Below are 24,720 nucleotides of genomic sequence, written 5' to 3'. Positions count from 1 at the left end.
ATTAATTAATTATAAATTATTAAAATTATAGCATATTCTATAAAATTTCAACAACATTTTACTTAAAATCAATTGCTTTCAATGAAATCTTGTGAAATATATTAAATTTTAATATATTATACAAAAATTAAAGATTAATTAAAACATTAATTAAATAATTAAATTTAAATTATTTTAATTTAAATATCTTCTGATTTACATCTGAAATTCGGTATTTTTAGATTGATTGAATATATATCATTTGCAAGAAAACAAAGAGTATTTAAAATAAGACTCTCAAAATTTACATATAGGTAATCTTATGTTGCAAATTGACCTTAAAGGAAAAAGAGCCTTTATAGCTGGAATTGGAGATGATCAAGGATTCGGATGGGCAATTGCAAAAGCTTTGGCAGAGGCCGGGGCGGAGATCATAGTGGGGACATGGACTCCCATTTTAAAGATTTTTACGACGAGTTTTAATACCGGCAAATTTGATGCTTCAAGGCGTTTATCGGATGGATCGCTGATGGAATTTGCCAAGGTTTATCCATTAGATGCCTCTTTTGACCAGCCTGAAGATGTGCCTGACGATATCCGTGAAAATAAGCGTTATAAAGATGTGGAAGGCTATACGATTGCCGAGGTGTGCAAAGCCATTGGTCAAGATTTTGGCAACATTGATATCTTTATTCATTCTTTGGCCAATGCTCCTGAAGTTCAAAAACCCCTATTAGAAACAAGTCGGAAAGGATACTTGGCGGCGCTCAGTTCTTCTTCTTATTCTTTTGTTAGCTTGCTTGCCCATTTAGGACCTATTATGAATCCACACGGATCTGCGCTTTCTTTGACTTATTTAGCGTCTGAAAGAGTGATTCCTGGATATGGCGGAGGAATGAGCTCGGCAAAGGCGGCTCTTGAAAGCGATACTCAAACCCTAGCTTGGGAAGCAGGAAGAAAATGGAATATCCGAGTGAATGCAATTTCTGCAGGCCCTTTAAGAAGCCGTGCGGCAAAAGCGATCGGTTTTATTGATTACATGATTCATTATTCGCAAGAAAATGCTCCTTTACAGGAAGAGCTTGCAGCCAATGAAGTGGGCAATGCAGCGGCTTTCTTGTCCTCGCCTTTAGCATCGGCCATCACAGGGACCATTCTTTATGTAGACCATGGTTTGCATACCATGGGAGTTGGAGTAGATAGTCCTACATTAAAACCAAAGGCTGCGGAAGCTTTATGAGCCAAGAGTCTTGCGAGGTGTACATTGTCCGGCATGGAGAAACGGATTGGAATGCAGCTGGACGTCTTCAGGGACACACGGACATTCCCTTAAATGCGCAAGGAATGCTTCAAGCCCAAAGCTTGAAGCAAGTCCTTTCTCATATCTCTTTCAAGGCAGCTTTTTCTTCGGATTTATCTCGTGCTAAAGAGACGGCTAAATGCATTATTGATCCGCATCCCATCCCTCTTTTTGAATCCTCCGAGCTGCGAGAGCGGCATGCTGGTTCCTTTGAAGGAAAAAGCTTTAAAGAAGTTGACAACTTGATGAGGCAATTTTTTATTTCCCGTCCAGGAGCCTCTTCACAGGAAGAATATTTAAATTCCGTTTGGCATCCAGAAGTAGAGACGTGGTCATCCGTTTTTTGCAGGGTTAAAAATTATTTGCTTTCTCATGTCCACCCTTATACAGGCCAAGCGATTTTAGTTGTCTCGCATGGAGGGGTTATTCGGTCTGTTCTCGACCATGTAAATTTTATTCCTAAAAACAAGTGGGTGATTTCCAACTGCGGCTATATCAAATTAAAGATAGGCCAGCAGCTTTTCGCATTAGAAGAAACAGTTGGCGTCCTATCAAAGCCGCTTTTTTAAATACCAATCTAGCGCATATTCTGCTCGGCCTTCCTGCACAGCTTCCATCAAACTTTTCTCCAACACATCCGGACTGGAAAAAGTAATAACGGAATAGCAAGGGTCTGTCCAAAAACGCACCCATCTTCTGCCGAACCAAATGCGTGGCTGGACGGCCATGGACACCTCGGACTCTACATAGAGATCGGCTAAAACGGCGACTTGAGCGGCATAAGACGAGCATTGCAGGTTTGTCAGGGCATATTGGCGGTAAGGATAATAACGGGGATGGATAAACTGCAAAATGCGGTAGAATTGCTGCTCGGTTAAATCCACTTTGGCAGCGTAAGTAGGCCGATGCCCGCCAGCTCCCTTTTCAAAATACCCGTCTTCTAGCGTTGCCCATAAATACTTGACAGGATTGGGTTCATAACGCGGATACTGTTTTTGCTCATCAGAGGGATTGGCATATCCCCAATCATTATAATTCATGATCCCATCAAAATATCTAGCCTGAAGCCTTCCCCTTTCCCCCGAATGCCCGCCTTCCAAAACCCATACTTTTCCATTAACCTTGCCTTGAAGATAAATCCAAGCATGGCCAACATCGCCGCTTTTGCTCCCATCTGTAGGATGCTTGGCAACAGTTTTAAAAAAAGAACGCGTATCCGTATAATCCAAATGCCGCGCATTGACCAAGATCACTAAAAAAAAATCGCTCTCCTGCATGGGAATAGGACTGCTATCATAGCTTTTCTTCGCATAGCTATAAAAGTCCCTATATTCCCGAGACCAAGGCTGACAGCTGGAAAGAAATAGCAGAAAAATCACTAATAATTGCCAAGATATCTGCTTATTAGGCTGCATAACCGAAACGAAAATTAGGAAAATTGCAGAATTGCTTTAAGACGGCAAACGGAATGACGTCTAATTGTTCTCAAAAAAACGACCCAATCATATGTTTGAAAGGACTTCTCTTCTTTAGATTTGATCTGAGAGGGGCGATTCCCTCTTGCTAGGTGACCTAGAAAATCCCCTTCTCCTTGAACGAGCGAAAATGTTAAAGATAGCTGTTGCTCATTCAAACGCAGGGTAATAGGCTGTCCCAATTCAAAGGTTGTAGAAGCTTGCTCTTTAATCTGTATGCGGGCATCCGGATGAAAATCAAAATAAAAACAAATGTCGCGTTGCTCTTTGCCTTCATAATTAAAATCTTGCTCGAAATCAAAAAATAGTTCGACGCTTTCTTGAGCTGTCTGGAGTTCATCCGATCCAAGCTTAAACTCCATCCTTTCATATTTCCCTCCTTGACAAACCAACGTATGAGCATGCAGTTCATTTCCCCATACCAATCGGAAAGGCGTATAGGTTTTGTCCAAAGAAGGCCCAGCTTTCTCCTTTTTCTCTAAAAGGGTATAAGCACGTGTAGAGCGGCAAGAGAGCATCCATTTTTGTTTTTTATATGTCCCCTCAATTTGATAAGGAAGCTCTAATTCTTCTAGATGAAAGGAAAAAGGCTGTATTAAAGACGCTTGCAAATGCGCAATGCCAATTTTTTTAGCGCGTTGGGGAAAACGCCCATAGAGATAGCCCAAAAAGAAATCATAAAGATTGACTTGCGGCTCTTCCTGTTCTTGCAGCTCTCTTACGCAAGGACCTATGTAGCAGCAAGCTTGCTTGTGCCATGTCTGCCTGAGGAACTTCCCAAAAAAAGCCCAAGCCCCATTTAACGTTTCTTCTGCCATTTGGAATGCTATTAAAATATCAGCTATGTGGGCAGTCGCATACCAGCTGTCGCAAGATTGAGCCATTTCCAACCAAGCCTGATGCCCTTTTTCCCTCCACTCTTCATTTTTTAGCAAGATTCCGCATGCAATCAATCCAGCAGATAGCCGGACAGAAAGAGAATAAGGGAAAGCCTTTGCTTGATGGGCACGAAGGGCAAATTCAATTAATTGAGAAAGGGATTTTTCCATTCTATTTTTAAGTTCATGACCTAGAACATGTCCAAACAACTTCAAAATCCAATAAAAAGGAGCTAAGAGCTGAACGCCTTGCTCCGGTTCGAAACAGTTAGGAAAATCATGGAGATAGAAAGGGAAATTTCCCGCCGCCTCTCCTTCTTGGCATTGGAAATATAGAATCCGGTTCAAAAGCCCTTTTGCCTCTTGAATATTGTCGACAAGCCTAGATTTAAGCAGAGCTAAAATGAAAAGGGCATTTTCATATAAAGGAATGGTTTGATGGACAAGGCTAAGGGAATTGGAATGGTGATAGTGGATATAGCCTGTCTGAGGGCTCTTAAAGACGCGTCCAGCCGCAAGCGCCCATTCATTCAATTCTTTCCAATTTTCCATGAAAATGCCTTCTTGTTTTCCCGTCATGATAGTCCGACTCCTCCCGCTACTTCAATATTTTGGCCTGTTATATATTGGCTGGCAGGGTCTAGCAAAAAAGACACTACCCGAGAAATCTCCCGGCATTGACCCGCCCGGCGCATCGGCAGCTTGCTGCAATCTTCCGGCAAATCGACCGCAATGTCCAAATATCCCGGAGAGACCATGTTTACTCGGACTCCATGCGGAGCCAGCTCGAGAGCAAGCGAGCGGGTCAGCATGAGCAAAGCTCCTTTTGTAATCATGTAAGCAGCCGAGTAGACGTGCGCTCCCTGTTTATCAATGCCCGACATGCCGATATTGATGATTTGTCCGCAATGGCGGACAAGCGACGGAGCCAACGCCTTGGACAATATAAAGGGCGCGTGTAGATTGGACTGAAAAAGGCCTGTCCATTCTTCGGCTTCTGTTTCTAAGGCGGATTTAATTAAATAATTCCCTACATTGTTGACGAGCGCCTGTGTATGCGGATAAAGCCTTACATAGCGTTCGGCAAATTCAATTGTCGACTCAACCGTTGAAAAGTCTCCCTGAATGGTCCCTGCTTGAACACCAAGCAATCGGCATTTTTCAGCTACGGCTAATGCTTCTAATTGGCTGGTATTATAATGAACGGCTATAGAATATCCCTTTTCCGCTAAGCCATAGCATAATTCAGCGCCAAGCCGTTTAGCGCCTCCTGTTATTAATACCCACGCCATCTTTACTCCTGTCTGCGCCTTTCTAATTCAACAAAAGCATAATTCGCCGAAGGCAGCGCTGCCGGTTTTTTAATGCGCACCCAAGCCCATTTAATGCGATCGTTTTGCATAAATTGATCTAGAATATCAGAGATCAGGGTTTCTAATAAGCCATACTTTTTATTTTGTGCGATTTCCGTGCAAATTTCTGTTAGGCGGACATAATCTAATGTGTCTCCAACTCTGTCCGTCAATCTGCAGGCGGCAAAATTCGTCTCTACTTTCGCATCGATATACAAATCTTGCTCTTGCACCCTTTCATGCGGGAGAATACCGATGATGCAACGGATATGATGGTGTTCGAAACCAACAATTGCTCTTTCATTCCCCTTCTGTTTTAGATGGACGATATACCATTCCAACAAATGACGGCATTCTTTATGGAGAGGCAAATGAAAAGCTTCCTTGGGATTAATCCATATATGGTGATAGGCTTCATCATTTAGGCAGACACGGTCTTTTGGACAGCCAGGACCTAAATCGGCAATAAAATCATTCATGACAAAATGACGCTTCTGCCAAAACTCGTTCGAAAAAACGCAATCCTGGACAAGAGCGAAGCGAATATTCGTTATTTCCAGTCCTGTTTCTTCCCTAACCTCTCTTTGAAAGGCTTCCAAGCGCGTCTCTCCCCATTCGACTTTTCCGCCCGGCAAGGAATATAAGTCCTGCCATTTTTTAGAGCGCACAAGCAAAACATCCCCATCTGGGGCAATAATTAACCCTCCAACGGTAACAAGCGGACGTTCAATCATGAGACTTTCCTTGTTTTATCTTCGGAACGCGTTCGATAGCTTCTTTCAATCCCTTGATAATGCCTTCCTGAATAGCCGGAGGAGCAATAATATCTGCAAGATCTAAAAGAGCCTTTGGAGCATCCGCCATGGCAATTTTTATGTCGGCTGCTTGAAGAAGGGTAAAATCATTATAGTCATTTCCCGCGGCAATGATTGGGCCTGAAATATCTGTCATTCTTAAAAATTCCCTTAGGGCATTTCCTTTGTTGGCCTCGGGATGTGTGGCCTGAACGACAAAATAAGTCGGATCGAAAGGATCCTTATTAGGAGGGACATGTAGATCCAGTCGCTGCTCGATTTGACGGCTAAGCCTAAAGGCCGCCTCTTCTTTGGCAAATAATTTGACCGAGGGGAAAGACTCAACTGGCAATTCATCAAAAGTTTTCACCGATACCCATTTTTCCGCTAAATAAGCCGATCTCTTTTGCACATAAGCCAGCAAATCAGACGGCCAATGTTCCGGCCGATAATAACAATAGTCTTCATTTTCTAAACCCGAATAAACAACAAAATCGGTCTGCTGCTCTTTGCAAATTGCTTCCATGATAGGTAAAACTCGGCTAGTCAAATATTTACGAGCTAATACTTTTTTTGAAGGAATATTCAACAAAAGAGCTCCATTTTGAACAGCCAAACTGTATGCAAAGGGAAGGGCCTGTAAAGAGTGAAATCCCCATTGAAAAGGCCGGCCTGTAATAAAGAGAATTTGCCAACCTTTTTGATGTAAATCATTTAAATAATGCATGACAGCGGAAGAGAGAGCGTGCGACTCTGCAGTCACCGTCCCATCTATATCCAAAGCAATAATTCCTTTGAAAGAACGAAAAAACATAGAAAATTATTTTTTTTACCTTTAGAGCTTGTTTTCAAATTGCTAATCACCTAGATTCAAGTTCTTTTCCCTAGGGGCGATAGGAGAGGGCGGGCACTATTCACTCACTAGTGTCCGTTGTCTCCTATCGCCTCTTAAGAAGAAAATAATCTCAAATATAGGTTATTATGGGTTTTAATACACTCTCTAAGCGGCATGTATCCTACTAATCTATCAATTTTAGCACCAATGATGACAACTATGAAATATTATCTGCTTATCCCACTGTTTTTGTTCTCTCTATTTGCCATTCCTTGCTCGTTGCCCGGACAAGATGCGCCAGCTGCCCAACATTCATCCGATCCCTTCTCCGACCACCTTCCTTATTCTTCGACTGATTCGTCTCATCCTTACGATCCTTTAGCGGATCACTTGCAAGAACCGGACAACTTCCAAGTAAAGTTTATGAACATGTTATTTGTCTTAGCTCTTTTAATAGGCTTCATGATCCTTGCCTCTTGGATGCTTAAACGCATGATGAAAACCCGAGTGACCCAGCTCAACAGCTCAAGTATCATTAAAGTTTTAGAAACGCGTTATCTCTCTCCCCGCTCTACGCTTTACCTTTTAGATTTACAAGGCAAACAGCTGCTAATCGCAGAGTCTGCAACCGGAGTGACAGCCTTAACCTCATTAGAAACGCTGCCCGAAGAAGACATGCCATCCGGAAGGCAATCCCTTCCTCCTTATTTGCGAGATGACTCCAAAAAATAAGGTATAAAGGATTTGTAGAGGCTAGTCCCATTAATGCCTCTAAGCTTAGTCCTTGAAAAGAAGGATTTTCACACCATTTGCAACCGCCTCGCCGCTCGCGAGGCTTGAAATGATTTTACGTGTTGTCCGTGCGCCGCCGCATTTTGTTTAACCTAACAGGCCTTTTCCCCTCTATTCCATTCAAATTTGTTTTTTTAATACAACCAAAGTCGAAGGCTTGCTGAATTTCACCAACTATTTACTATTTGTAAAATTTGTATAATTCCTTTATTCTCTTCTTTTTATTTGTGGAAATCTAATGAGTATAAGCGTCCTCCCTACTAATCTTAATAGCAGATATGAATATCAATTAATTTGCTCTAAAAAAAGCATTGCTATTTTTGATGCTGCCCTCGAGTGCGGATTTTGCCCCTCGCGTTTCAGCATTGCCGTCAATTTAATGGGAGATATTGCCTCTTGTCCTTTTTACCTGATTTGTAAAATCGCCTTTGTTGCCCATCATTTTTTTTCATTTTTATTTTTAAATACACACCGAACTCCCTTAACCGTTAAGCTGATTTCCCATCTAATTTTTCTCTCCTCCTTGCAATTTCTATTTCCTTTAGTCTGTACTGTCATTCGCATCGCCTCCTCTTCTTTTGGCCTCATTATTCCATTGTGGGCCATAAAAGGATGGCGCTTGGCGGAGAAAGGGGAAGAACTTGCTCATCAAATTATCGTCCAGCATTGGCAAGCTAGCATTCTTTCTTCTCCTCATTCCAATCAAGAAGAGGAAATTCATCCAAGCAGCGCTTTATTTTACTTGGGTTGGAATCAAACGCATGAAATTGCCCATAGTTCAGCCTTACTGGCAAATAAAGCAGAATTAGAAGAAAAGATTCGATTATTCCTTTCAAATTTTTTAAGAGAAATTTCTGAAAATGACCTAAAAAGCTTTCAAAAGCTATTAAAAAAAGATCAGGCCGTTGAAGCCCATTCCTATTTTGGCGACGAGCACATTCTTGACCAATATATCCTTTTATTACTTAACAAGATGGAACAAGGCGTGCAAGCATTCAAAGAAACCTGTCAGGAAACCGCTCAGGAAACCGATTCGAATGCTGAATTAATTAGATTTGCTGCCAATCAATTTTCTTTAGAAGAGATGCAACAGCTTTTTTACTATATAAGCCTTAATTTGCAGCATGGTTTTTTGGGAAATAAATTCCCATGCCTCAATCAAACGTCTCTTAAAGCTCAAATAAAGGATTTAAATAATTTATTTAGTTATCGTTTAAAATTTGGGCGCGCTTGTTACTTGACTTAGAGGGTGTATTAAAGCCCTTAATAGCCGATATTCGAGATTATGAGTTTTAATACACCCTGTTAAAATGTGGAAATCGTTGCTTTTTGCTAGACATAGCACAAAGATTTTACCTGTTAATTACAATTAGAATTGATTGAAATTTATTAAAACAGCTAGATTACAATCCGTTTAATCTTTTAGCTTGGAATTTTTATGAAAACATCCCCCTCAGCTTTTACGTACTTCCTCTTAGCCTCGTTTATTGCTACTTTGTTCAGCTGTTATCGCATGCCGACTGAAAATGACTTTTCCGTTGTTCCTACGACTAATAATCCAGCTGTTACTAACGAAAAAACAGAAAGTCTTTTACCCGGAATGGGATACTAAAGAAGGAACACAATATGATTAATATGACTCCTGAGTCTATTCTTACATTCATGCAGAAGAACAAATATGAAGCTGATATTCAAGCGGATACGCAGCAAGTTTATACCATTCTCAAACTCTCACAAAAAGAGTACCCGCTTTTCTTGCGCGTATTTGATGATGGCCATCTTTTACAAATGCTTGCTTTCATTCCTTGCCAGCTTCAACGCGAAATCGTTCCAGATATGGCTCGTCTACTTCATTTGCTCAACAAGGAATTAGATGTACCAGGCTTTGGCATGGATGAAATGGCAGGGGTTGTCTTTTATCGTCTTATGCTTCCGACTCCAAAAAAGAAAATCGATGGCGATTTGCTTCTCGCTTTTCTCAAAACAATCGAGCATGTCTGCCAAATGTTTGCCACACCCATTGAAGCAGTTGGATTTGGGCAGACTACTTTGGATGAGATACTGCAAAAAGCTCAGGAAATGGAACAGCAAAAATAATTGTTATGGCATTACGACCAATTTATTATGACACTGAGACGACAGGGGTAAAAGCCGAGAGGGATCGCATTATTGAAATTGCGGCTTATGACCCTGTTCTGGATAGGCGGTTTGAAAAATTTGTCAATCCCGGCTGTCCCATTCCGCCAGAGGCCATCGCCATTCACCATATTACAGATGAAATGGTTGCCTCAGCGCCTTCTTTTGCTCAGATAGGAGCAGAATTTGTGGAATTCTGTGAAGGGGATGTGGTCTTGATTGCGCATAATAATGATAATTTCGATTTTCATTTTCTTCGTAATGAATTTGACAGAAACGGAATGCCGATGCCTTCATGGAAATTTTTGGACACCCTCAAATGGGCGCGGCGTTACCGTCCAGATCTTCCTCGGCATACGCTTCAATTTTTGCGAGAAATTTATGGTATTTCTGCAAATAATGCCCACCGCGCTCTAGATGACGTTATCGTCCTGTATCAAGTCTTTCAAGCGATGATTGATGACTTGCCGATAGAAGAGATTTTTTATTTAATGAATCGCCCGCGTACGATACAGCATATGCCTTTTGGCAAACATCAAGGGCAGCCTCTTAGCAAAGTCCCCCGTTCTTATATTCAATGGCTAGCCTCGACAGGCGTCTTTGATAAACCGGAAAATCAAGAGCTAAAAGATAGTTTCCTTCGGCTTGGCTTGCTAGAACCTACTGTCGCTATAGGGGCAGCATGAAGATCGGCATTTTGGGCTGCGGATATGTGGGACAAGCAGCAGCCAAAATGTGGAGCTTGGCAGGACATGAACTTTCAGCTACTACACGCAAGCCCGAGCGCCTGGCTGATTTGCAAACGCTTATCCCCCATCCTTATTTACTGACGGATGCTTCTTCCCTCTTTTCCTTTTTATCTCAGCTAGATACCCTTCTTGTCAGCGTAGCCCCCGATTCTTTTGCCGATTACCAAACAACTTACCTACAAACAGCCCGGCAAATAGCAGCAGGCATACCTCATGCTCCCCATCTCAAACAAATTTTATATACAAGCAGCACCTCCGTGTACGGAGACTACCAAGGAGAATGGGTCGATGAAACGGCTCGCATCCATCCTTCTAATGCCAATAACCAATGTTTGTATGAAACGGAACAAATTTTATTAGGTCTTGCGACAGAGCAGCGGTCTGTCTGTATTTTCCGCTTAGGCGAAATTTATGGCCCTCAACGCGATATTACCGATCGCCTCCGCCGCATGCACGCGCGCCCTTTTCCTGGAACAGGCAATCAATACACCAATTTAATTCATGTCGATGATATTACAAGAGCGCTTGATTTTGCCATTCAATTGCGCCTAAATGGCATTTTTAACTTATGCAATGATTTCCATATTCCTCGAAAAGTCTTCTATGAAGCCCTTTGTCAAAAAGCCCACCTTCCCCCTATTCAATGGAATCATCAAGATTCTAATCCTCATGGAGGCAATAAAAAGGTCTCTAACCAAAAATTAAAATCATTAGGATTTTCTTTCTTAGAGCCTCTCTACTCATTACATTCAATTATTTAATTATCTGATTGATCTAATCTGCCCAAAACGTTAAAAATACAAATTATTTTTTAACAACTATTACCAAACGACTAACCGCGTTTGGAGTTTTTTTACCCTTTGGACTGACGTGGAAGCTTTTACAGATAATGGCAAGACGGTCCATATTTTTTAATAGTGACCGCCTTGCCATTTATTCATCTCCGCAGCTTTGATGCAGTCTAAAGGGAAAAAAACGCCAAACTCAGGTTACCAATTTATTTAGAGGGCTATCATGAAGATCCTATTAAAAAAAGCCTGCTTATTTTTTACTCTTTCCTTTTCCCTATCTGCGAGTTTGGCAAGAGGAGAATGCCCATCGCCGCTTCCTCAAACCTATCCTCCTTTGGCTCTTAGCCAAGTACATGCCACTCCAATTGTCCGTCTTCATTTTGGCCCAGGACCCGATGGAGCGGGAGTGATGAAATCCCAAGCCAGCGTGCCTCCTCATCTGCATAGCAGAACACATGGGTCTTCGCATGCCAAAGGCTTGTCTCTTTCTAAGGTCGTCAATTCCAAAACAACCAATTTCCGCACTAAACAGATAATGAGGAAACAGATAAATAGAGGCGCTCCTGTATCCGCTCATCAATTAAGGCCTGTCCGACTCAAAGGAAACAGCAAAAAATAAAGGCAAAAATTGAAGTCTAAGAGGGTTTCTTAATACTCATAATCGCCTATATTTGAGATCATTTTCTCCCTAGCAAGAATAGGAAATAGAGGAACAATATTGCGTGAATGTGGCCCTCTATCCTCCTTTTCTTCTAGGGAAAAGTACTCGAATCTAGGCCATTAGCAGTTTTTGACAAATCCTAAGGCAGCAGCTACCTAAAGTATGTCAGTGGAATTTTATGTTCCAGCTATGTTCCGAGTATATTAAATTTACAAGAGAGAATACACATGTCTTTAGTCACAGAAAGAACTCCTTTTGTCCTTTATTCTGATTCCGATTCCGTTCCCTCTCAAACTTCTACAGGATCCATTTTTTGGGCCGGCATTAAATCTTTTTGCGGAAGGCGTATCAAGCCGCTTTTACCTAGGATCGCTCAAGGAGTAGTGGCAACCACCGCCTTAGTTGCTTCCGGAACATTTCTCATGTATAAGAACCAACTGCCAGACTCCGAATCTTCCATGGAAGATAAGGTTGCTGAAACTGTTTGCTGGATCAATCTTGGCGTTTCCTTAAGGGCGTTGATTGAGTCATTTTCTGTTACTCCGGCCATTAACCAGTATATGCAGCAAGCACACACCTTTACGACAAATCTTTCCTTTTGGGGATTTTTAATGCTCTGGAATACAGCTATAAATGTCCCAGATTCCGCTCAAGAAAAGGTTTTGGGAATGATTTCAGCTTGGGCTGGTTATAATGTGACCAATGACTTTATTCAAATTGTCAACCAGATCAAACAAGACGGCTCCCATTTGCTAAATAGCCGCGGACAAGAAGATCAAGAAGTCATCTCTTCGATTGAAGAGCCACAGCAGGAGGATCAAGGGAGTTTCCCCTCTTCTGCACATGTACAAGACACGCCATTACCGGAGAGAATTAGCGTAGAAAGCCGGAATGCGCCAATCTGCGCCCTCTTAGAGCCTGCTCATACACAGGTTAAAGTCAATCTACTCATCAATGCAGCCAAGATCACCTGCGGAGTGAGCGCAACGCTCTTTGTCAACCTCTATTTGAGCCCCAGCAATCAGCTTTTTCCCTTGTATAATGCCTGCGGTTATCTGTTAATCGGAGCGGGAGCAGGCGAGATCGGAATGGAAGGCCTATTACAAGTATTAAAGAAAATAGAATCTAATTTGCAAAAAAGGGAGCTAGAGTCCCGGCCTATGCGCGCCCGCAGAATAGCCCTAACGGTTATGAAAACATCTATTCAGGCCATTCCTAAAGCAGTCATTGAAATGAATGCGCTTTTATCTATTTTCCACAACAATCAATTAGCTATTCTTCTCGGTATCATGTATGGAATCACCAAGCGCGATGCCAAGCAAAGATTTCAAAATTTGACTAAAGAAATCTATACTCATAAAAAAGAAATTAATAAAGTTCCTTTGCAGGGGTGCTGGAAAGGTCTCAAAAAGAGCAAAATACTTAAGGCACTATCCATTACGAAGAAGGATAAGAGAATTCGCACAGCCATTTTAGTCGATCGGGCCGTCACCATTCCTCTTTTTATGAGCCTCACCGGATTTTCAATAGCCGTTGTCTGCACAGATCAGTCCCAAGATCAAATTGCCATCTTGGCTTTTTTAGCGAGCACGCTTGGCTTTGCAGGCTTTTCAACGTGGCTAAAAAACAATTTTAGACCAGGCCGGAATAACAGGCTTTTTAATGAGATATATTTTAATATTTTTGAAAACCGCGAATGTTTGCCCCTGCTTTATTCCTTGCTCACTCAAATCAGCAAAATCAATGACATTAGCTTATTTCATGATACGCCTTTGCAACTTATGTTTGGCGTAGCCGCCATTTCCACCTTTGGAGCCATGCTCGGCCAAGACCGGGTCGAATCCGGAAGCATCGACCGCAACCCTATCGCTTATACAGACCCTGGATTTCGAATGGCCTCATTAGAAACCATTCTATTAATGCTTAAGCAATAATTATAAAAGGATGCGCTTGCTATTTACTTGAGAATCTAAAAAATAGCTGGGGCCTATCTCTTCGATAGCCCCGGAAATTCTATTCGCCTGAGTTTGGAGCTTTTTAGCCCCCTCTAAGGTAAGCGAGCCTTAGAATGAGCGTTTTAGCGGCTTCTGTAATCGTCATCGGATCGCTTAATAATTGAATGACACACCCCTGATGGTCGCTAATGAATTGAGGCCATCTCTCTAAAGGATAATTATTTGCCCCCATTCTCTGTGTCAGACTTCCATTATGATGATATTTGAAGCCAATCATTCCCGTACTATAGAACGTTTTTTCTGCTTCGCTTCCCAGTAGCTGCGAAACCACAAGCTCCAAATAGTATTGGACGAGTTTTAAATCGTCCGCTTTTTCCTTATCTTCATACATCTGATCGATCTTTTCAAAAAGCATTTTTCTAAAGCTGGCATCTTCGTCTTTAAGAAGGAACGGCTGACTTTCCAAAGCCTGCCACTTATCTAAATTAGCGATCATCGTCAAAGAGGAATTCTCTTGACTGATGGCTTCTGTTAAGCTAAAGAGCTCTTTGCGATAGTCATCGCAATGAAGAATTAAGCGAAAAATCATTTTCCAAGCATTCAAAGGACTGGGTTGTTTTGCAAGATCGACAGCCCCTTGGGGAACGCGTTGCTTAAGCTCTCTTTCTAAACGCGCTTGCGATTCAGCCAAGGCCCTCACGGCACCTGATCGATCCAATCCGCTCCAACAAATGAGAATAGGCGTCATATCGAGCATGCGATAAAGAAGCAGATATAATTCTATCTCAGCAGATCGAGAAAGCCTTGGTAAATGGAGAGGAGTGAATTGCAAGTGAATGAGCCGCCTTAAAATATCCAAAAGAAGCAGTAGAGTCTCTTCTTCATAATTCCTGACTAGGGAAGGATCAATCTTTGCCAATGCTTCATCCAAATTTTTTAGATATTTTTCAAGCTCCCTTTCAAGCTCCTTTTGTTTAACCTCTATTGTATTTTTAGCCTCTATTGTATTTTTTATAGATTCAGGTTCTTTTTCTATAAAAGCAATGACATTGATTAAACGTTGGATTTGGCAATCAAATGTCTCCTTTAATTCTCTTGCCGATTCAAAAAATGCCGCGTCTTTTATGTTGAATGGGTTGAGCTGATCCACTTTCATCAATATATGCTTAGCCAAACGAGCGAGGCCTTGACAGTTGATGGATAAAGAATTTGTTCTTTCCGAATCAAACCAATTCGTGGCATTGAAATTGGTATTAATGTGCAAGATGCTTAACTCATCATCCTCACAAATTGTCCGCAGCAAGCTCTCAGTCTCTGCAATATGCGTATGCGCATTGCGGATGATTTCTTCTTCTGCTTTAAAAGATCCCAATTGATGAAGCACAAACTGCTTTTGTTTCTTCTTTAACGGCTCTTCCATAAGCTTAATCACTTGGGCAAGCTCTTTTGCTTTTTGAGCATTGTTAACCGCTCCACAACTAATAAAACAATTTAGGCTATCGGATTCAATTCTATAGTAGACGTTGCATAGATCGCTTAATTTCTTCGCAGAGTCCCTCTCGCAGGTCCCGACTACGCCCCGTTCAACGAGAATAGAGCGCTCTTCAGTCTCAATAAGACGCATAGGAACCCAATTCGCATTTCCGCCTTGAGTCGGAATTTTGCTAGCCAAGGTCGGCAAACCGATTTGATTGGTCGCAATCTGCATAGCTTTCTTGTCCGTATCTTTGAACTTATGTTGATCGGTCAAGCAATCCTGAATCAATTCTGTAGGAATAATGCATCCGACCTTGAAATTGCAGAAAACACTTCGTAAATGCAGGACAGCATCCCCTCTTTTTATGAGAAGTTTAGCGGCCGAAAAATTGTACTTCACTAATTTAATATCGACATCTAATTCTTCGATGCGAGCGGACAATTTATGCGTTAAAGCTTCAATGATTCTTTTTAATAAAACGTGATAGCCATCCCCACTTACCTTTAATGCTCCCGCTTTGTCAGCCTGGCCATCGCTAATATAGTTTTTGCAAAGCTGCTCTATCCCCTCAAAGGCTGTGGTCTCAAAAATACGATTAATCTTCACTAAACGCAAAAGAAGCTTTTTGGCCTGGACACAATCCCCCGAATCGGGATCAAACGCTGAAATGAACTTCTCTAATACGTCTATCTTTCTGCTTATATCATTAAAGCAGCGTTGAACAGCTTCATATGTCGCAAGCGGATTTCTAATATTTAAAGCCCGTTGCACCGTGGGACTATTCACATAATTGGAGCGAGGAGAGAGGGTATAGCCATTTTCATCCACTCTCATAAGGCCGGTTCCGATTCTATCGACATGAAAAGACTTTAAAAACTCTTTGACCTTTTTACTGTTCTCATGGATTCTGTTCCAGTCCATGGAAAGGACGGGAGAGGAGGGGTGACTAGAAGACGAATGCACATTATTCATAGGGTCTCCAAAATACAATTTGAATTAATAAATAAAATTTTAATTAATAGATTTTGTCAACCTCTTTCATCCTATTTTGACTTAATAAATTGAATTTGGAGTCTTTTGCCTTTTAGTGAATAAAAGAAGGAAATCGTTCAAAGCCTCTCATAAAGTTAGTAAATAAATAAGAATCTAAAGGCATGAGAAGGCGCCATACTTGAAAGGCTATACAGACCTTTTAAGAAGGATTAAAGCCAGAATTTAGTTTGATTGAGTGTTGAGTGCTCTAGGATTTAGACGACTTGAAAGTCTTAGAGGGTGTATTAAAGCCGCCAATGACCCAAATTCGAGTGCTTCTCCTTAGGAGCCGACATAGGCTAGACTCCTAAGGAAAAATGATTTAGGCCATTATGAATTTAGAGATAAGCCCGCAGGCTGAAGCGGCGCTTGATTGTACATCATTTCCCACATTTGTCTGAACGGAGGACAAGTACGCAGGAGTTCTTCCTTTGTTCCTTCAGCCACTTTTTCGCCTTTATCCAAATAAATAATTTTATCGGCATCTTCGATAGTAGACAAGCGATGCGCGATGATAATTTGCGTCATCTTTCCCTGAAGCTGGCTTAAAGCCGATTTGATGTGATTTTCGCTAAGTGCGTCCAATGACGAAGTTGCCTCGTCCATAATCAAGATAGGCGCTTTTTTGACTAGCGCACGCGCAATTGCCAAACGCTGCTGCTGCCCACCCGACAGGTTTTTGCCGGCTTCAAATAATTCGGTCTGATAGCCTTTCGGAAGCTGCTGAATGAACTCATCCGCATGGGCCTGCCTAGCCGCTTCTTGAATGTCTTCTTGCGAAAAGGGACGTCCGAAAGCAATGTTTTCGGCAACCGTATCTAAGAAGAGAAAAGGTTTTTGAGGCACAAAAGCGATGTTATCCCTCAATGAACGCTGGGTATAAGCTGTTAAGGAACGGCCATCAATACGAATTTCCCCTTTCTGGATGTCATATAGGCGAGGTAAAAGCTGGACGATGGTGGACTTTCCCGATCCTGTCGGCCCCACCAAAGCGACGGTTTCTCCTTTGCGGACAGTAAAGCTGACACCTTTGAGGATCCATTTTTGGTCGTAGCGAAACCAAACATTATCAAATTCAATCGTGCTATCAAGAGAAGAAAGCTCTAAAGCCCCGTCTTGATCGCGGATTTGAGGCTGAAGATGCAACACTTCCTGTACACGCTCTGCTGCTGCAATGCCTCGCTGAATATGCGTATTTTCTTCAGCAAATTTTTTAATGGGCTCGTAAAAAACATAGAGCAATCCGCAATACACCAACACGTCCGAAACATTCATCTGCAGGACATAAAGCCCATAGAGCAAGGCCGTCGCTAAAAAAAACATTCCAATTGTGTGAACAATGGGCCTCGAGGACAAATCGTATCGAGCGCTTCTTTGCTCCAGAGCCGCCATTTTCGCATTTTGATCGCGGTACTTTCTGAGGGAGAAATCCTCCATGGCAAAAACTTTGACTGTTTGGATGCCAGCTAAGAAATCGATAAGAACAGAGGCAAATGTTTCTTGATTTTTCTGAATCTGCTTGGAAATTCTTTTGACCCGTTTGGCGAGGAAGACAATGGGGAAAACAATCAAGGGAAAACCGAAGAAAATAATAAGCGAAAGCTGCCAGGAAGCTAAAAAGCATAGGCCAAGCGTCGTGATAACCGTAAAAGGCGTTTGCAAGTAATTGACCAAGCAAGCATTCAAGGCCTCTGCCACTAGGGCTGCATCCCCTACCACGCGCGAGGATAAACTGCCTATATTATGCCGCTGATAAAAATCCATGGGCAAAGATTGAATATGCTCAAAATAGGCTTGGCGCAAATCGCGGCTGATGCGGATGGCGACCAGGCGCGAGGCAAAGCGCTGGCTGAACAGTGAAATAGCTTTAAATAAAGCGACTAAGACAATAAAAAAAGCGAGGAATTTCAAACTGCTGGTAATAGGAATGAAATGGTTTAAGCCGTCTATGACTCTCTCCACCAATCCTTGGCCCTTATAATCAGTTAAAAAGCGCGCTGTATCTTCTAAGTTAACAAAGCCTCGATCGGACACATCCAATTGCGGCCAGCGCGCCTGGACATCTTCCCAACTGACAGCTAAATTACGCTCTAGCTTCCCCTCTTTGATAGGGGCAAACAATTCAAAAAAATCCGGCCCTTTCCTCATGATGACGCCCATGGCGACAATCTCTAGCTGGGAGGCAAATGTCAATAAGATCATGGAAAAAATGGTCAATCCAATCAGGATGCGGTGCTGCCTTCCAAGAAGCGCTGTCTTAAATAAAAATCGCATAGCTCGTACTTATACTTCTAGGAATTGTCCCATTTGTCGGAATTTTAAATAGCGCTGCTCAAGCAACAGTGATGGGGGGATTCTGCGCAGAATCTGACATTGATCGATGATAAATTGCTTGACATTTTGATAAGTCTGCTGAGGATCGTGATGCGCGCCTCCGAGAGGTTCGCTAATAATCGTGTCGATGACCTTGAGCTCTATAAGATTTTCTGCGTTCAACTTGAGCGTTGATGCAGCCTCTATATTTTTACTTGCATCTTTCCAAAGAATCGATGCACAGCCCTCTGGTGAGATGACAGAGTAATAAGCATGCTCTAGCATGCCCACGACATCGCCCACACCCATTCCCAAAGCCCCTCCAGAACAGCCTTCTCCAATAACAACCACAATGATCGGCGTGCTGATACGAGCCATCTCGCGTAGATTCTGCGCAATCGCCCATCCTTGCCCCCTCTCTTCGGCTTCCAATCCGGGATAAGCTCCTGGAGTATCCAAAAGGGAAATGATAGGCAAATTAAATTTTTCAGCCATTTGCATCAAGCGCAGAGCTTTGCGGAAGCCTTCGGGATTAAGCATACCAAAATTGCGGTAAACGCGACTTTCGGTATCAAATCCTTTCTCTTGGCCGATGACAACGCACTTTATTCCCCCGATCCTAGCCAACCCCCCAACCATCGCATGATCATCTTGATAGCAGCGGTCTCCCGATAGCTCCACATAGCTTTCGCACATATTGCGAAAGAAATCCAGGGCATGCGGACGAGAGGGGTGACGGCAAATCATAATCCTTTGCCACGGAGTCAGCTCTGAATAAACTTTTTCTTTGAGTTTATCTAACTTTTGCTCAAGCTTGCGAATCTCGGCGTTAAAAATAGGATTGTCTTGATTCTGTTTTTTTAGATGTTCAATCGTTTTGATATACTCATGAATTTGCTTTTCATGGGGTAGAATATCCAACGGGTCGCTCCTTCAATTAAATATTTAATTTTATAGCCCTGCCCCAGCTCCAGCTAAGGTGGATTCAGAAAAATCTGGGACAATTTCAATGGTCGTGGGCTTAGTAATAATAATGGCAAAAAGCTCTTCTATATCCGGAGTGGCAAGCCTAATGCATCCATCGCTCTCATATTTTCCAATGCTGCTTGTATCATCAGCAAGTATTCCTTGGCCTTTATCATGCCAAGGCGTTCCATGAATGCCAAATCCTTTTGCAGGAGCTGTACAAGGGCCTAATTCTTTTTCAAAGGGAATCCAACGCGTTCCGAAAACAGTGATTACTTCAATTTTCTTTCCTTGATGCATTCCCATGACTTTGGGTTTATAGACTGCAATGCGATCGCCAAGAGAATACTTCCCTAAAGGCGTCAGCAATCCCGACGCTTTTGTTGAATCTAAGCGGCCTAGCCCTACTTGATAGGTCTTTAATAGCGTCGCCTGCTTATCATCCAAATCAATATAGTAGAACCACATTTTACAACGGGATGTGTCTACAACCAGATAAAATTGAAAATTCTTATCTTTTTTAAATACATTAAAGCGATCGCCTTCAGCCAAATCCTGCTTTAAGTAATCAGGCTTGCCATTTAAACTCCGCGCAATAAAATGCCGAGACGTATTGTAATGAGAGGCATAATCCGATAACCAAGCAGGACGCCCTTTCTGCCAAGGTACATGGCTCTTATAAGTAATGGTCTCGACAATAGGTAGCTTCGGATCATTTCGATTAAATAATTCTTCAATCCGATTGGCATCAGGCAAATCAATCGATGACGCAACAATAGGAGAAACCGAGGAAACGGCAACAGGGGATGGAGTGGCTAAGGCCGGCACAACTGCTTGAATCTCTTGATCTAGTTCAACTTCAAGAGGAACCTGCACAACCGCCCCCGTCTCAGGTTGGGTCGGCTTGGTTTTAAAGATGGCAGCTATGCCAATCGCTCCAAATAAAAGAATGGATACAATCGCTAATAACTTTGGCAATGTCATCGTTAGACCTATATCTTTTATCTTAGCTTTTAGAAAAATCCGCGCATGCGAACGTCTGCTATCATCCTTTCCCCACTTTTCATCTTTAGAGAAAGATTTTTTAGTAAGTTCTTGCCAATCAAGATTATTTGTATACTATGATAAGAGGTTGAATGTATTTTGCCAAGTTATACCAGCGGAAAAGACGTTAAAAAATTAAGGCCGGATTCCGAGCTTTAATATTTTTTTTAATAGATCCTCTAAGAATAAGGCTCGAGCTGCCAATGATAGTGCCGCTGTTGCGCTTGGAGCAAATAAGCAACCAGAAAAGTCGATCCCCAAAAATTATCTTTCCCTGCCAATGGAATGACTTGCATGCTTCCGGAAAAAGAAGGGACCGATAACTTCAGCTTTGTCTGCTCGCCTTCCAATAAGATCGGCTGCGCTTCGCCGGAATAACGATCGAGTGTACAAGGGGCTAAGGACATTTTCCCAGGAATGTGGCATTTTTGCGCTTTAAAAAAAAAGCTAAATGCGACGTCCTCCCAGCCATCCAAACCCAAAAAGGTTGTTTTTAAATTGAAGCGAGATTGCTTAAATTCTTGCGCCACTTCCAACCAAATCCCGCGAAATCGGCCTGTTTGGCAAGAAGACGGCTGGTCGACTAAGCGCGCACATCCCTTTAGAACAAAACCTTGCCGCCTTAGCTCAATAATAGATTTTCTAAGCCCATGCTCAGATAAGTGATTCCCCTCTATTCCAAATCCCAGGCAGTCTCCCAAAGGCAAATATTGAGGACCATAGTTGACAAGTTCGACATCTTCTATACGTATCGACCCTAAGCCTGTATGCCCGCCATGAAGCGTGCAGACGGCATGCTGATTGTTGGAGCGGAATCCAACAAGCGAAGTAGAAGGATCATAAATATGCTCTGGAAGAGGAAAAGGGAGGAAAGCGGCCGCGGTTTGCTTCTTAAAAAGCCTCTCCAATAAAATCCATAAAGGCGAAATGCTTATTGGCTCTTTCTCCGCTGCAACCTGCAAATGTTTATACAGTGCTTGCGATGCGCTTTCGAATTCCATTTCTTCTGTTAAGCAAGAAACTCCATAAAATAAAAGATAGTAAAGAAGAAGATTTTGAAAGCTTTTTCCTTCGCTTTCGCGAATAAATAAAGAAGCGAAGGGATAATAATGCGCATCAACCGTATTAAGCTGCCACCTAGCTAGTCGGATTACTTGATCTTTTAAATCTTCCCTTTTTGTCAAAAAGGCCAAAGCGCAAAGGAAAATGCCAAATTCCAGATGATAAGGAACGTAAGGCAGTGAAAGCCAAGGAGAATATTCTTGAAGGTCAATCAGTGCGGCTCCACTCTCTAATAAATAAGGCCCCACCTCTGGCACAGGCATCTTGCTTAGGACATGATTCAAAGCGACTAATGCGCGAAAATATTGGGAGCTTTGATTCCATGGCTGACGCTCAAAAAGCTGCACTTTAGCTGCTAAATTGCCTACAGGCGTAGACGAAAAATAATTAAGAAGATTCAATGTCAGGAGCTGCTTCCAATTTTCGATTGCCATCTCCGTTGACATCAGCGTTTCGCGCCATATACAGCTCTCCGCCAGCTCCTCAAGTTGTAAAGATTGATTTAACAGCCAATCATTTACAGCTTGAGATAAGCTAGGAGAGTGATTTGAATCTTCAACCGAAGCTTGGTAAAAAGACTGGAGAGGGAGAGCATCGATCATGGTTGAAGAGACCTATTGGTACAAAGAGCTCTGTAGAACTATTCAGCATCCTCACATGAAGGCTAAATTCCATCTAAACCGTTAAATATAATAGCATTTTTTTGCCAAAAATAAAATGAATGGCAAAGCAAACTATCAGGAAAACATGCTAAGCCGACTTACTTTCCTATAACCAAAGACTCAAAGAGCTATAAATGGCATAGAACAATAAAAGCAGGTTAAATCAAAAAGCAACCGATTAATTTACTTCGGCAAAGCTATCTGATTCTACAACCTGACGCATCTTTTTGCCTGGAGTAAATTTAACAGCCTGGCGAGCAGGAATAACGATGGGAACGGCTGCATTTTTGGGATTGCGTCCAATCTTTTGTTTTCTTTCCACAACTTCAAAAACGCCAAACTCTCTAAATTCTAATCTTTCCCCTTGAGATAAACAGTCTGTAATCTTATCGAGAAAAGCTTGAATAACATGACGGACATCATTTGGGTGAATTCCCTTGTCCTGTGAAATAGAATTAATCAATTTCTTCTTTGTCATGGTGCTCTTCTTTGTACTGGTTGCCATAGGCTCGATCTCCTCCATTTTGCACTTTTTTCGTTAAGATAAAGCTGTTTCTGACATTTTCATATCCTTTTGATTTTCAAGCAAGTTCTTTTTGTTAGTTTTGCTTATTTAGCTAAAACGAACCCACAAGCCTGTAAGGAAAATTTTATATCTCAGAAAAGCTATCAAAACGCTATATTAAAAAATTTTTTAACTAGCATTTCTTATGATAAGAAAAGGTTCTTTGAATTCAATATAATTTTCAGTTTTCTCTCACACGCACAAGCATTTTATTTTTCTTTCCTGCTGCCAAGAGAATCAATCGATTTGAGATAAGATGGTCTTGGACAATCACGCAATTTTCATCTTCAATTTTCTCATTATTCACATAAATTCCGCCATTCCGTAGAAGACGTCTAGCCTCTCCTTTGCTAGGCTGAAGCCCCACTTCGACTAACAGGTCAACGAGTTTTTTATTTACCACTTCATTTAGAGGCAGTTCATAGCTAGGCATGCTAGAGGAAAGGCTTTCCAACGTATCCGCATCAAGCTTTGCCTGCGATCCGGGCGCCACTTCAGCGGTAACTTTCAAAGCTGTCTCCACTCCCTTTTCGCCGTGCACTAAACGAGTAATTTCTTCAGCCAACCGTTTCTGAGCGGTATGAGGAACATAATCTGCTTCTTGCATTCTCTTTTCATACAAGCGAATCTCTGCCATATCCATAAAAGTCAGCATGCGCATCAATTTAATGACATCGGCATCGGCGACGCGTACCAAATATTGGTAAAACTCGTAAGGAGACAACTTCTCTGATGATAGCCAAATCGCGCCTTTTTCCGATTTCCCAAATTTTTGCCCATCGCTGCGAGTCAATAAAGGGAAAGTAACCCCATAAGCCGTCTGGCCATGGACTTTACGGATCAATTCCGTTCCAGCCGTGATATTTCCCCATTGGTCACTGCCGCCTAATTGGATCGTTACTCCGAATTTTTCAAATAAATGCAAAAAATCATAACCTTGCAAGGTTTGATAGCTGAATTCGGTATAGCTCATGCCTTCTTCCGATTGCAAACGCGTTTTTACACTTTCTTTTGCCAACATAGGGCCTAAACGGAAAAGCTTGCCGATATCGCGTAGGAATTGAATATAAGAAAAGTTTTTAAACCAATCAAAGTTATTTAAAATGATGGGCTTAGCAGTAGAATGATTAAAATCTAGAATTGTCTCTAAGTTTTTTCTTATTCCTTTTAGGTTCTGTTCAATGGTTTGTTCATCTAATAATTGACGCTCTGCTGCTTTGCCGGAGGGATCTCCAATCATACCAGTCGCTCCGCCCATAATGGCGACAGGCGTATGACCAAAGCGTTGAAACCAGGCAAGCCCCATAATGGCAACCAGGTTTCCTAAATGCAGACTATCGGCCGTTGGATCGAAACCGCAGTAGACCTTGACTGGCTGTTGAGTTAACAGTCGAATTTCATCGCTTGAAAGGGCTTCAATAAAACCGCGTTCTTGCAAAACATCAATAATATTAGTCATGTCTTCATCCACTTAACAATAAGGAAGAGTAAGGCGTATCCTCAAATTCATAATATCCATTGGCAATTTGAGGACACACCTGAGAGCCGGTCTTCAAATTCATAATGCCTAGATTCAAGGTGATTTCTCAGTCAAGCTGCAAGGCGGATGGACGCGCTATATTGATTGAATATTGCCCGTTCATTCGCCTTGCAAGTTGACTGAGAAATCACCTTGAATCTAGGCTATTAGCAATTTGAATACAAGCTCTTAGGTGTGGACATTTTTCTAAATGTCCTCTTTTCTGTCAATGATTGTCCTTAAATAAGTTACAATTTTCGATAATAAAAATTATTCCCTAGCCCCATTTTCAAGAGTTCTTTCCTTATTCTTTTCATTAAATAATTGGCGCACGGTTTCGCTTGAATGATGTGTTGGGCATTTGATCAAACCATTAGTTGGGA

General features: G+C 42.0%; 22 protein-coding genes. 10 read left to right on the top strand and 12 right to left on the bottom strand.

All coding sequences use genetic code 11. From position 1 onward, the window contains the following. Window positions 1–301: 301 nt before the first annotated feature. Both BN3769_RS10660 and BN3769_RS10655 read left to right on the top strand, forming a co-directional pair. Entirely contained in the window at window positions 302–1,219 is a 918-nt protein-coding gene (locus BN3769_RS10660) for an enoyl-[acyl-carrier-protein] reductase (protein ID WP_068470377.1), read from the top strand. Next, window positions 1,216–1,848, top strand: coding sequence for a histidine phosphatase family protein (locus tag BN3769_RS10655; RefSeq protein WP_068470375.1), 633 nt, complete (start codon window positions 1,216–1,218; stop codon window positions 1,846–1,848). The genes BN3769_RS10660 and BN3769_RS10655 overlap by 4 nt, the downstream gene beginning before the upstream one ends. On the opposite strand, the gene BN3769_RS10650 is transcribed toward BN3769_RS10655, so the two are convergent. The 5 genes from BN3769_RS10650 to BN3769_RS10630 are packed head-to-tail and all read right to left on the bottom strand — an operon-like array spanning window position 1,831 to window position 6,592. Next, window positions 1,831–2,694: a hypothetical protein gene (locus BN3769_RS10650; protein WP_068470373.1), complete on the bottom strand. Its 864-nt coding sequence runs from the start codon at window positions 2,692–2,694 to the stop codon at window positions 1,831–1,833. The two genes, BN3769_RS10655 and BN3769_RS10650, sit on opposite strands and share 18 nt — an antisense overlap. Before the next feature lie 14 nt (window positions 2,695–2,708). After that, window positions 2,709–4,211, bottom strand: coding sequence for a hypothetical protein (locus tag BN3769_RS10645; RefSeq protein ID WP_068470371.1), 1,503 nt, complete (start codon window positions 4,209–4,211; stop codon window positions 2,709–2,711). Beyond that, window positions 4,208–4,924, bottom strand: coding sequence for an SDR family oxidoreductase (locus tag BN3769_RS10640; protein WP_068470369.1), 717 nt, complete (start codon window positions 4,922–4,924; stop codon window positions 4,208–4,210). The genes BN3769_RS10645 and BN3769_RS10640 overlap by 4 nt, the downstream gene beginning before the upstream one ends. Window positions 4,925–4,926: 2 nt before the next feature. Beyond that, on the bottom strand, window positions 4,927–5,718 hold the full coding sequence (locus BN3769_RS10635; RefSeq protein ID WP_068470367.1) for a dihydroneopterin aldolase: 792 nt from the start codon (window positions 5,716–5,718) through the stop codon (window positions 4,927–4,929). Continuing rightward, a complete protein-coding gene (locus BN3769_RS10630) occupies window positions 5,711–6,592 on the bottom strand; it encodes an HAD-IIB family hydrolase (RefSeq protein WP_068470365.1) in 882 nt (293 codons plus the stop codon). Before BN3769_RS10630 ends, BN3769_RS10635 begins: the two co-directional genes overlap by 8 nt. A gap of 240 nt (window positions 6,593–6,832) precedes the next feature. Here BN3769_RS10630 and BN3769_RS10625 point away from each other — a divergent pair, with 240 nt between their 5' ends. The 8 genes from BN3769_RS10625 (at window position 6,833) to BN3769_RS10595 (ending at window position 13,676) form a co-directional block, all read left to right on the top strand. Further along, window positions 6,833–7,345: a FliO/MopB family protein gene (locus BN3769_RS10625; RefSeq protein WP_068470363.1), complete on the top strand. Its 513-nt coding sequence runs from the start codon at window positions 6,833–6,835 to the stop codon at window positions 7,343–7,345. 298 nt (window positions 7,346–7,643) lie between these two features. After that, window positions 7,644–8,651, top strand: coding sequence for a hypothetical protein (locus BN3769_RS10620; RefSeq protein ID WP_068470361.1), 1,008 nt, complete (start codon window positions 7,644–7,646; stop codon window positions 8,649–8,651). Window positions 8,652–8,843: 192 nt separating this feature from the next. Next, a complete protein-coding gene (locus tag BN3769_RS14800) occupies window positions 8,844–9,017 on the top strand; it encodes a hypothetical protein (protein WP_154017890.1) in 174 nt (57 codons plus the stop codon). Window positions 9,018–9,031: 14 nt separating this feature from the next. Further along, window positions 9,032–9,502 (top strand): YbjN domain-containing protein, encoded by a 471-nt coding sequence (locus BN3769_RS10615; protein WP_068470359.1) that lies wholly within the window; start codon window positions 9,032–9,034, stop codon window positions 9,500–9,502. A gap of 5 nt (window positions 9,503–9,507) precedes the next feature. Continuing rightward, the gene (locus tag BN3769_RS10610) at window positions 9,508–10,227 is read left to right on the top strand and encodes a putative quorum-sensing-regulated virulence factor (protein ID WP_068470357.1); all 720 of its coding nucleotides are present in this window, start codon (window positions 9,508–9,510) and stop codon (window positions 10,225–10,227) included. Then, window positions 10,224–11,051 carry an SDR family oxidoreductase gene (locus tag BN3769_RS10605; protein WP_068470355.1) on the top strand — a complete coding sequence of 276 codons (828 nt, stop codon included), beginning with the start codon at window positions 10,224–10,226 and terminating at the stop codon, window positions 11,049–11,051. The genes BN3769_RS10610 and BN3769_RS10605 overlap by 4 nt, the downstream gene beginning before the upstream one ends. A gap of 253 nt (window positions 11,052–11,304) precedes the next feature. After that, window positions 11,305–11,700: a hypothetical protein gene (locus BN3769_RS10600; protein ID WP_068470353.1), complete on the top strand. Its 396-nt coding sequence runs from the start codon at window positions 11,305–11,307 to the stop codon at window positions 11,698–11,700. A gap of 269 nt (window positions 11,701–11,969) precedes the next feature. Continuing rightward, on the top strand, window positions 11,970–13,676 hold the full coding sequence (locus BN3769_RS10595; RefSeq protein ID WP_068470350.1) for a hypothetical protein: 1,707 nt from the start codon (window positions 11,970–11,972) through the stop codon (window positions 13,674–13,676). Between the two features lie 103 nt (window positions 13,677–13,779). Here BN3769_RS10595 and BN3769_RS10590 read toward each other — a convergent pair whose 3' ends face one another. The 7 genes from BN3769_RS10590 to tyrS form a co-directional block, all read right to left on the bottom strand. Beyond that, complete coding sequence (locus BN3769_RS10590; protein ID WP_068470348.1) at window positions 13,780–16,146, bottom strand: hypothetical protein; 2,367 nt, start codon at window positions 16,144–16,146, stop codon at window positions 13,780–13,782. 390 nt (window positions 16,147–16,536) lie between these two features. Further along, the gene (locus BN3769_RS10585) at window positions 16,537–18,480 is read right to left on the bottom strand and encodes an ABC transporter ATP-binding protein (protein WP_068470346.1); all 1,944 of its coding nucleotides are present in this window, start codon (window positions 18,478–18,480) and stop codon (window positions 16,537–16,539) included. Between the two features lie 9 nt (window positions 18,481–18,489). After that, on the bottom strand, window positions 18,490–19,440 hold the full coding sequence (locus tag BN3769_RS10580; RefSeq protein WP_068470344.1) for an acetyl-CoA carboxylase carboxyltransferase subunit alpha: 951 nt from the start codon (window positions 19,438–19,440) through the stop codon (window positions 18,490–18,492). 30 nt (window positions 19,441–19,470) lie between these two features. Beyond that, window positions 19,471–20,469, bottom strand: coding sequence for a L,D-transpeptidase (locus tag BN3769_RS10575; RefSeq protein WP_068470342.1), 999 nt, complete (start codon window positions 20,467–20,469; stop codon window positions 19,471–19,473). Between the two features lie 239 nt (window positions 20,470–20,708). Further along, complete coding sequence (locus BN3769_RS10570) at window positions 20,709–22,193, bottom strand: hypothetical protein (RefSeq protein WP_068470340.1); 1,485 nt, start codon at window positions 22,191–22,193, stop codon at window positions 20,709–20,711. A gap of 238 nt (window positions 22,194–22,431) precedes the next feature. Further along, the gene (locus BN3769_RS10565; protein ID WP_068470503.1) at window positions 22,432–22,758 is read right to left on the bottom strand and encodes an HU family DNA-binding protein; all 327 of its coding nucleotides are present in this window, start codon (window positions 22,756–22,758) and stop codon (window positions 22,432–22,434) included. A 241-nt stretch (window positions 22,759–22,999) separates the two neighbouring features. Then, entirely contained in the window at window positions 23,000–24,277 is a 1,278-nt protein-coding gene (gene tyrS / locus BN3769_RS10560; RefSeq protein WP_068470338.1) for a tyrosine--tRNA ligase, read from the bottom strand. Window positions 24,278–24,720: the final 443 nt, after the last annotated feature.

The sequence above is a fragment of the Candidatus Protochlamydia phocaeensis genome (assembly GCF_001545115.1).
GTDB classification, from domain to species: domain Bacteria; phylum Chlamydiota; class Chlamydiia; order Chlamydiales; family Parachlamydiaceae; genus Protochlamydia_A; species Protochlamydia_A phocaeensis.
The sequence above is the reverse complement of the archived record's forward strand: the minus strand, read 5'-3'. Positions and strand labels throughout refer to the sequence as shown.

Bases quoted from the DNA above. Each gene is read 5' to 3' on its own strand.
- BN3769_RS10660 (WP_068470377.1), top strand. From the start codon at position 302: ATGTTGCAAATTGACCTTAAAGGAAAAAGAGCCTTTATAGCTGGAATT.
- BN3769_RS10655 (WP_068470375.1), top strand. From the start codon at position 1,216: ATGAGCCAAGAGTCTTGCGAGGTGTACATTGTCCGGCATGGAGAAACG.
- BN3769_RS10650 (WP_068470373.1), bottom strand. From the start codon at position 2,694: ATGCAGCCTAATAAGCAGATATCTTGGCAATTATTAGTGATTTTTCTG.
- BN3769_RS10645 (WP_068470371.1), bottom strand. From the start codon at position 4,211: ATGACGGGAAAACAAGAAGGCATTTTCATGGAAAATTGGAAAGAATTG.
- BN3769_RS10640 (WP_068470369.1), bottom strand. From the start codon at position 4,924: ATGGCGTGGGTATTAATAACAGGAGGCGCTAAACGGCTTGGCGCTGAA.
- BN3769_RS10635 (WP_068470367.1), bottom strand. From the start codon at position 5,718: ATGATTGAACGTCCGCTTGTTACCGTTGGAGGGTTAATTATTGCCCCA.
- BN3769_RS10630 (WP_068470365.1), bottom strand. From the start codon at position 6,592: ATGTTTTTTCGTTCTTTCAAAGGAATTATTGCTTTGGATATAGATGGG.
- BN3769_RS10625 (WP_068470363.1), top strand. From the start codon at position 6,833: ATGAAATATTATCTGCTTATCCCACTGTTTTTGTTCTCTCTATTTGCC.
- BN3769_RS10620 (WP_068470361.1), top strand. From the start codon at position 7,644: ATGAGTATAAGCGTCCTCCCTACTAATCTTAATAGCAGATATGAATAT.
- BN3769_RS14800 (WP_154017890.1), top strand. From the start codon at position 8,844: ATGAAAACATCCCCCTCAGCTTTTACGTACTTCCTCTTAGCCTCGTTT.
- BN3769_RS10615 (WP_068470359.1), top strand. From the start codon at position 9,032: ATGATTAATATGACTCCTGAGTCTATTCTTACATTCATGCAGAAGAAC.
- BN3769_RS10610 (WP_068470357.1), top strand. From the start codon at position 9,508: ATGGCATTACGACCAATTTATTATGACACTGAGACGACAGGGGTAAAA.
- BN3769_RS10605 (WP_068470355.1), top strand. From the start codon at position 10,224: ATGAAGATCGGCATTTTGGGCTGCGGATATGTGGGACAAGCAGCAGCC.
- BN3769_RS10600 (WP_068470353.1), top strand. From the start codon at position 11,305: ATGAAGATCCTATTAAAAAAAGCCTGCTTATTTTTTACTCTTTCCTTT.
- BN3769_RS10595 (WP_068470350.1), top strand. From the start codon at position 11,970: ATGTCTTTAGTCACAGAAAGAACTCCTTTTGTCCTTTATTCTGATTCC.
- BN3769_RS10590 (WP_068470348.1), bottom strand. From the start codon at position 16,146: ATGAATAATGTGCATTCGTCTTCTAGTCACCCCTCCTCTCCCGTCCTT.
- BN3769_RS10585 (WP_068470346.1), bottom strand. From the start codon at position 18,480: ATGCGATTTTTATTTAAGACAGCGCTTCTTGGAAGGCAGCACCGCATC.
- BN3769_RS10575 (WP_068470342.1), bottom strand. From the start codon at position 20,469: ATGACATTGCCAAAGTTATTAGCGATTGTATCCATTCTTTTATTTGGA.
- BN3769_RS10570 (WP_068470340.1), bottom strand. From the start codon at position 22,193: ATGATCGATGCTCTCCCTCTCCAGTCTTTTTACCAAGCTTCGGTTGAA.
- BN3769_RS10565 (WP_068470503.1), bottom strand. From the start codon at position 22,758: ATGGCAACCAGTACAAAGAAGAGCACCATGACAAAGAAGAAATTGATT.
- tyrS (WP_068470338.1), bottom strand. From the start codon at position 24,277: ATGACTAATATTATTGATGTTTTGCAAGAACGCGGTTTTATTGAAGCC.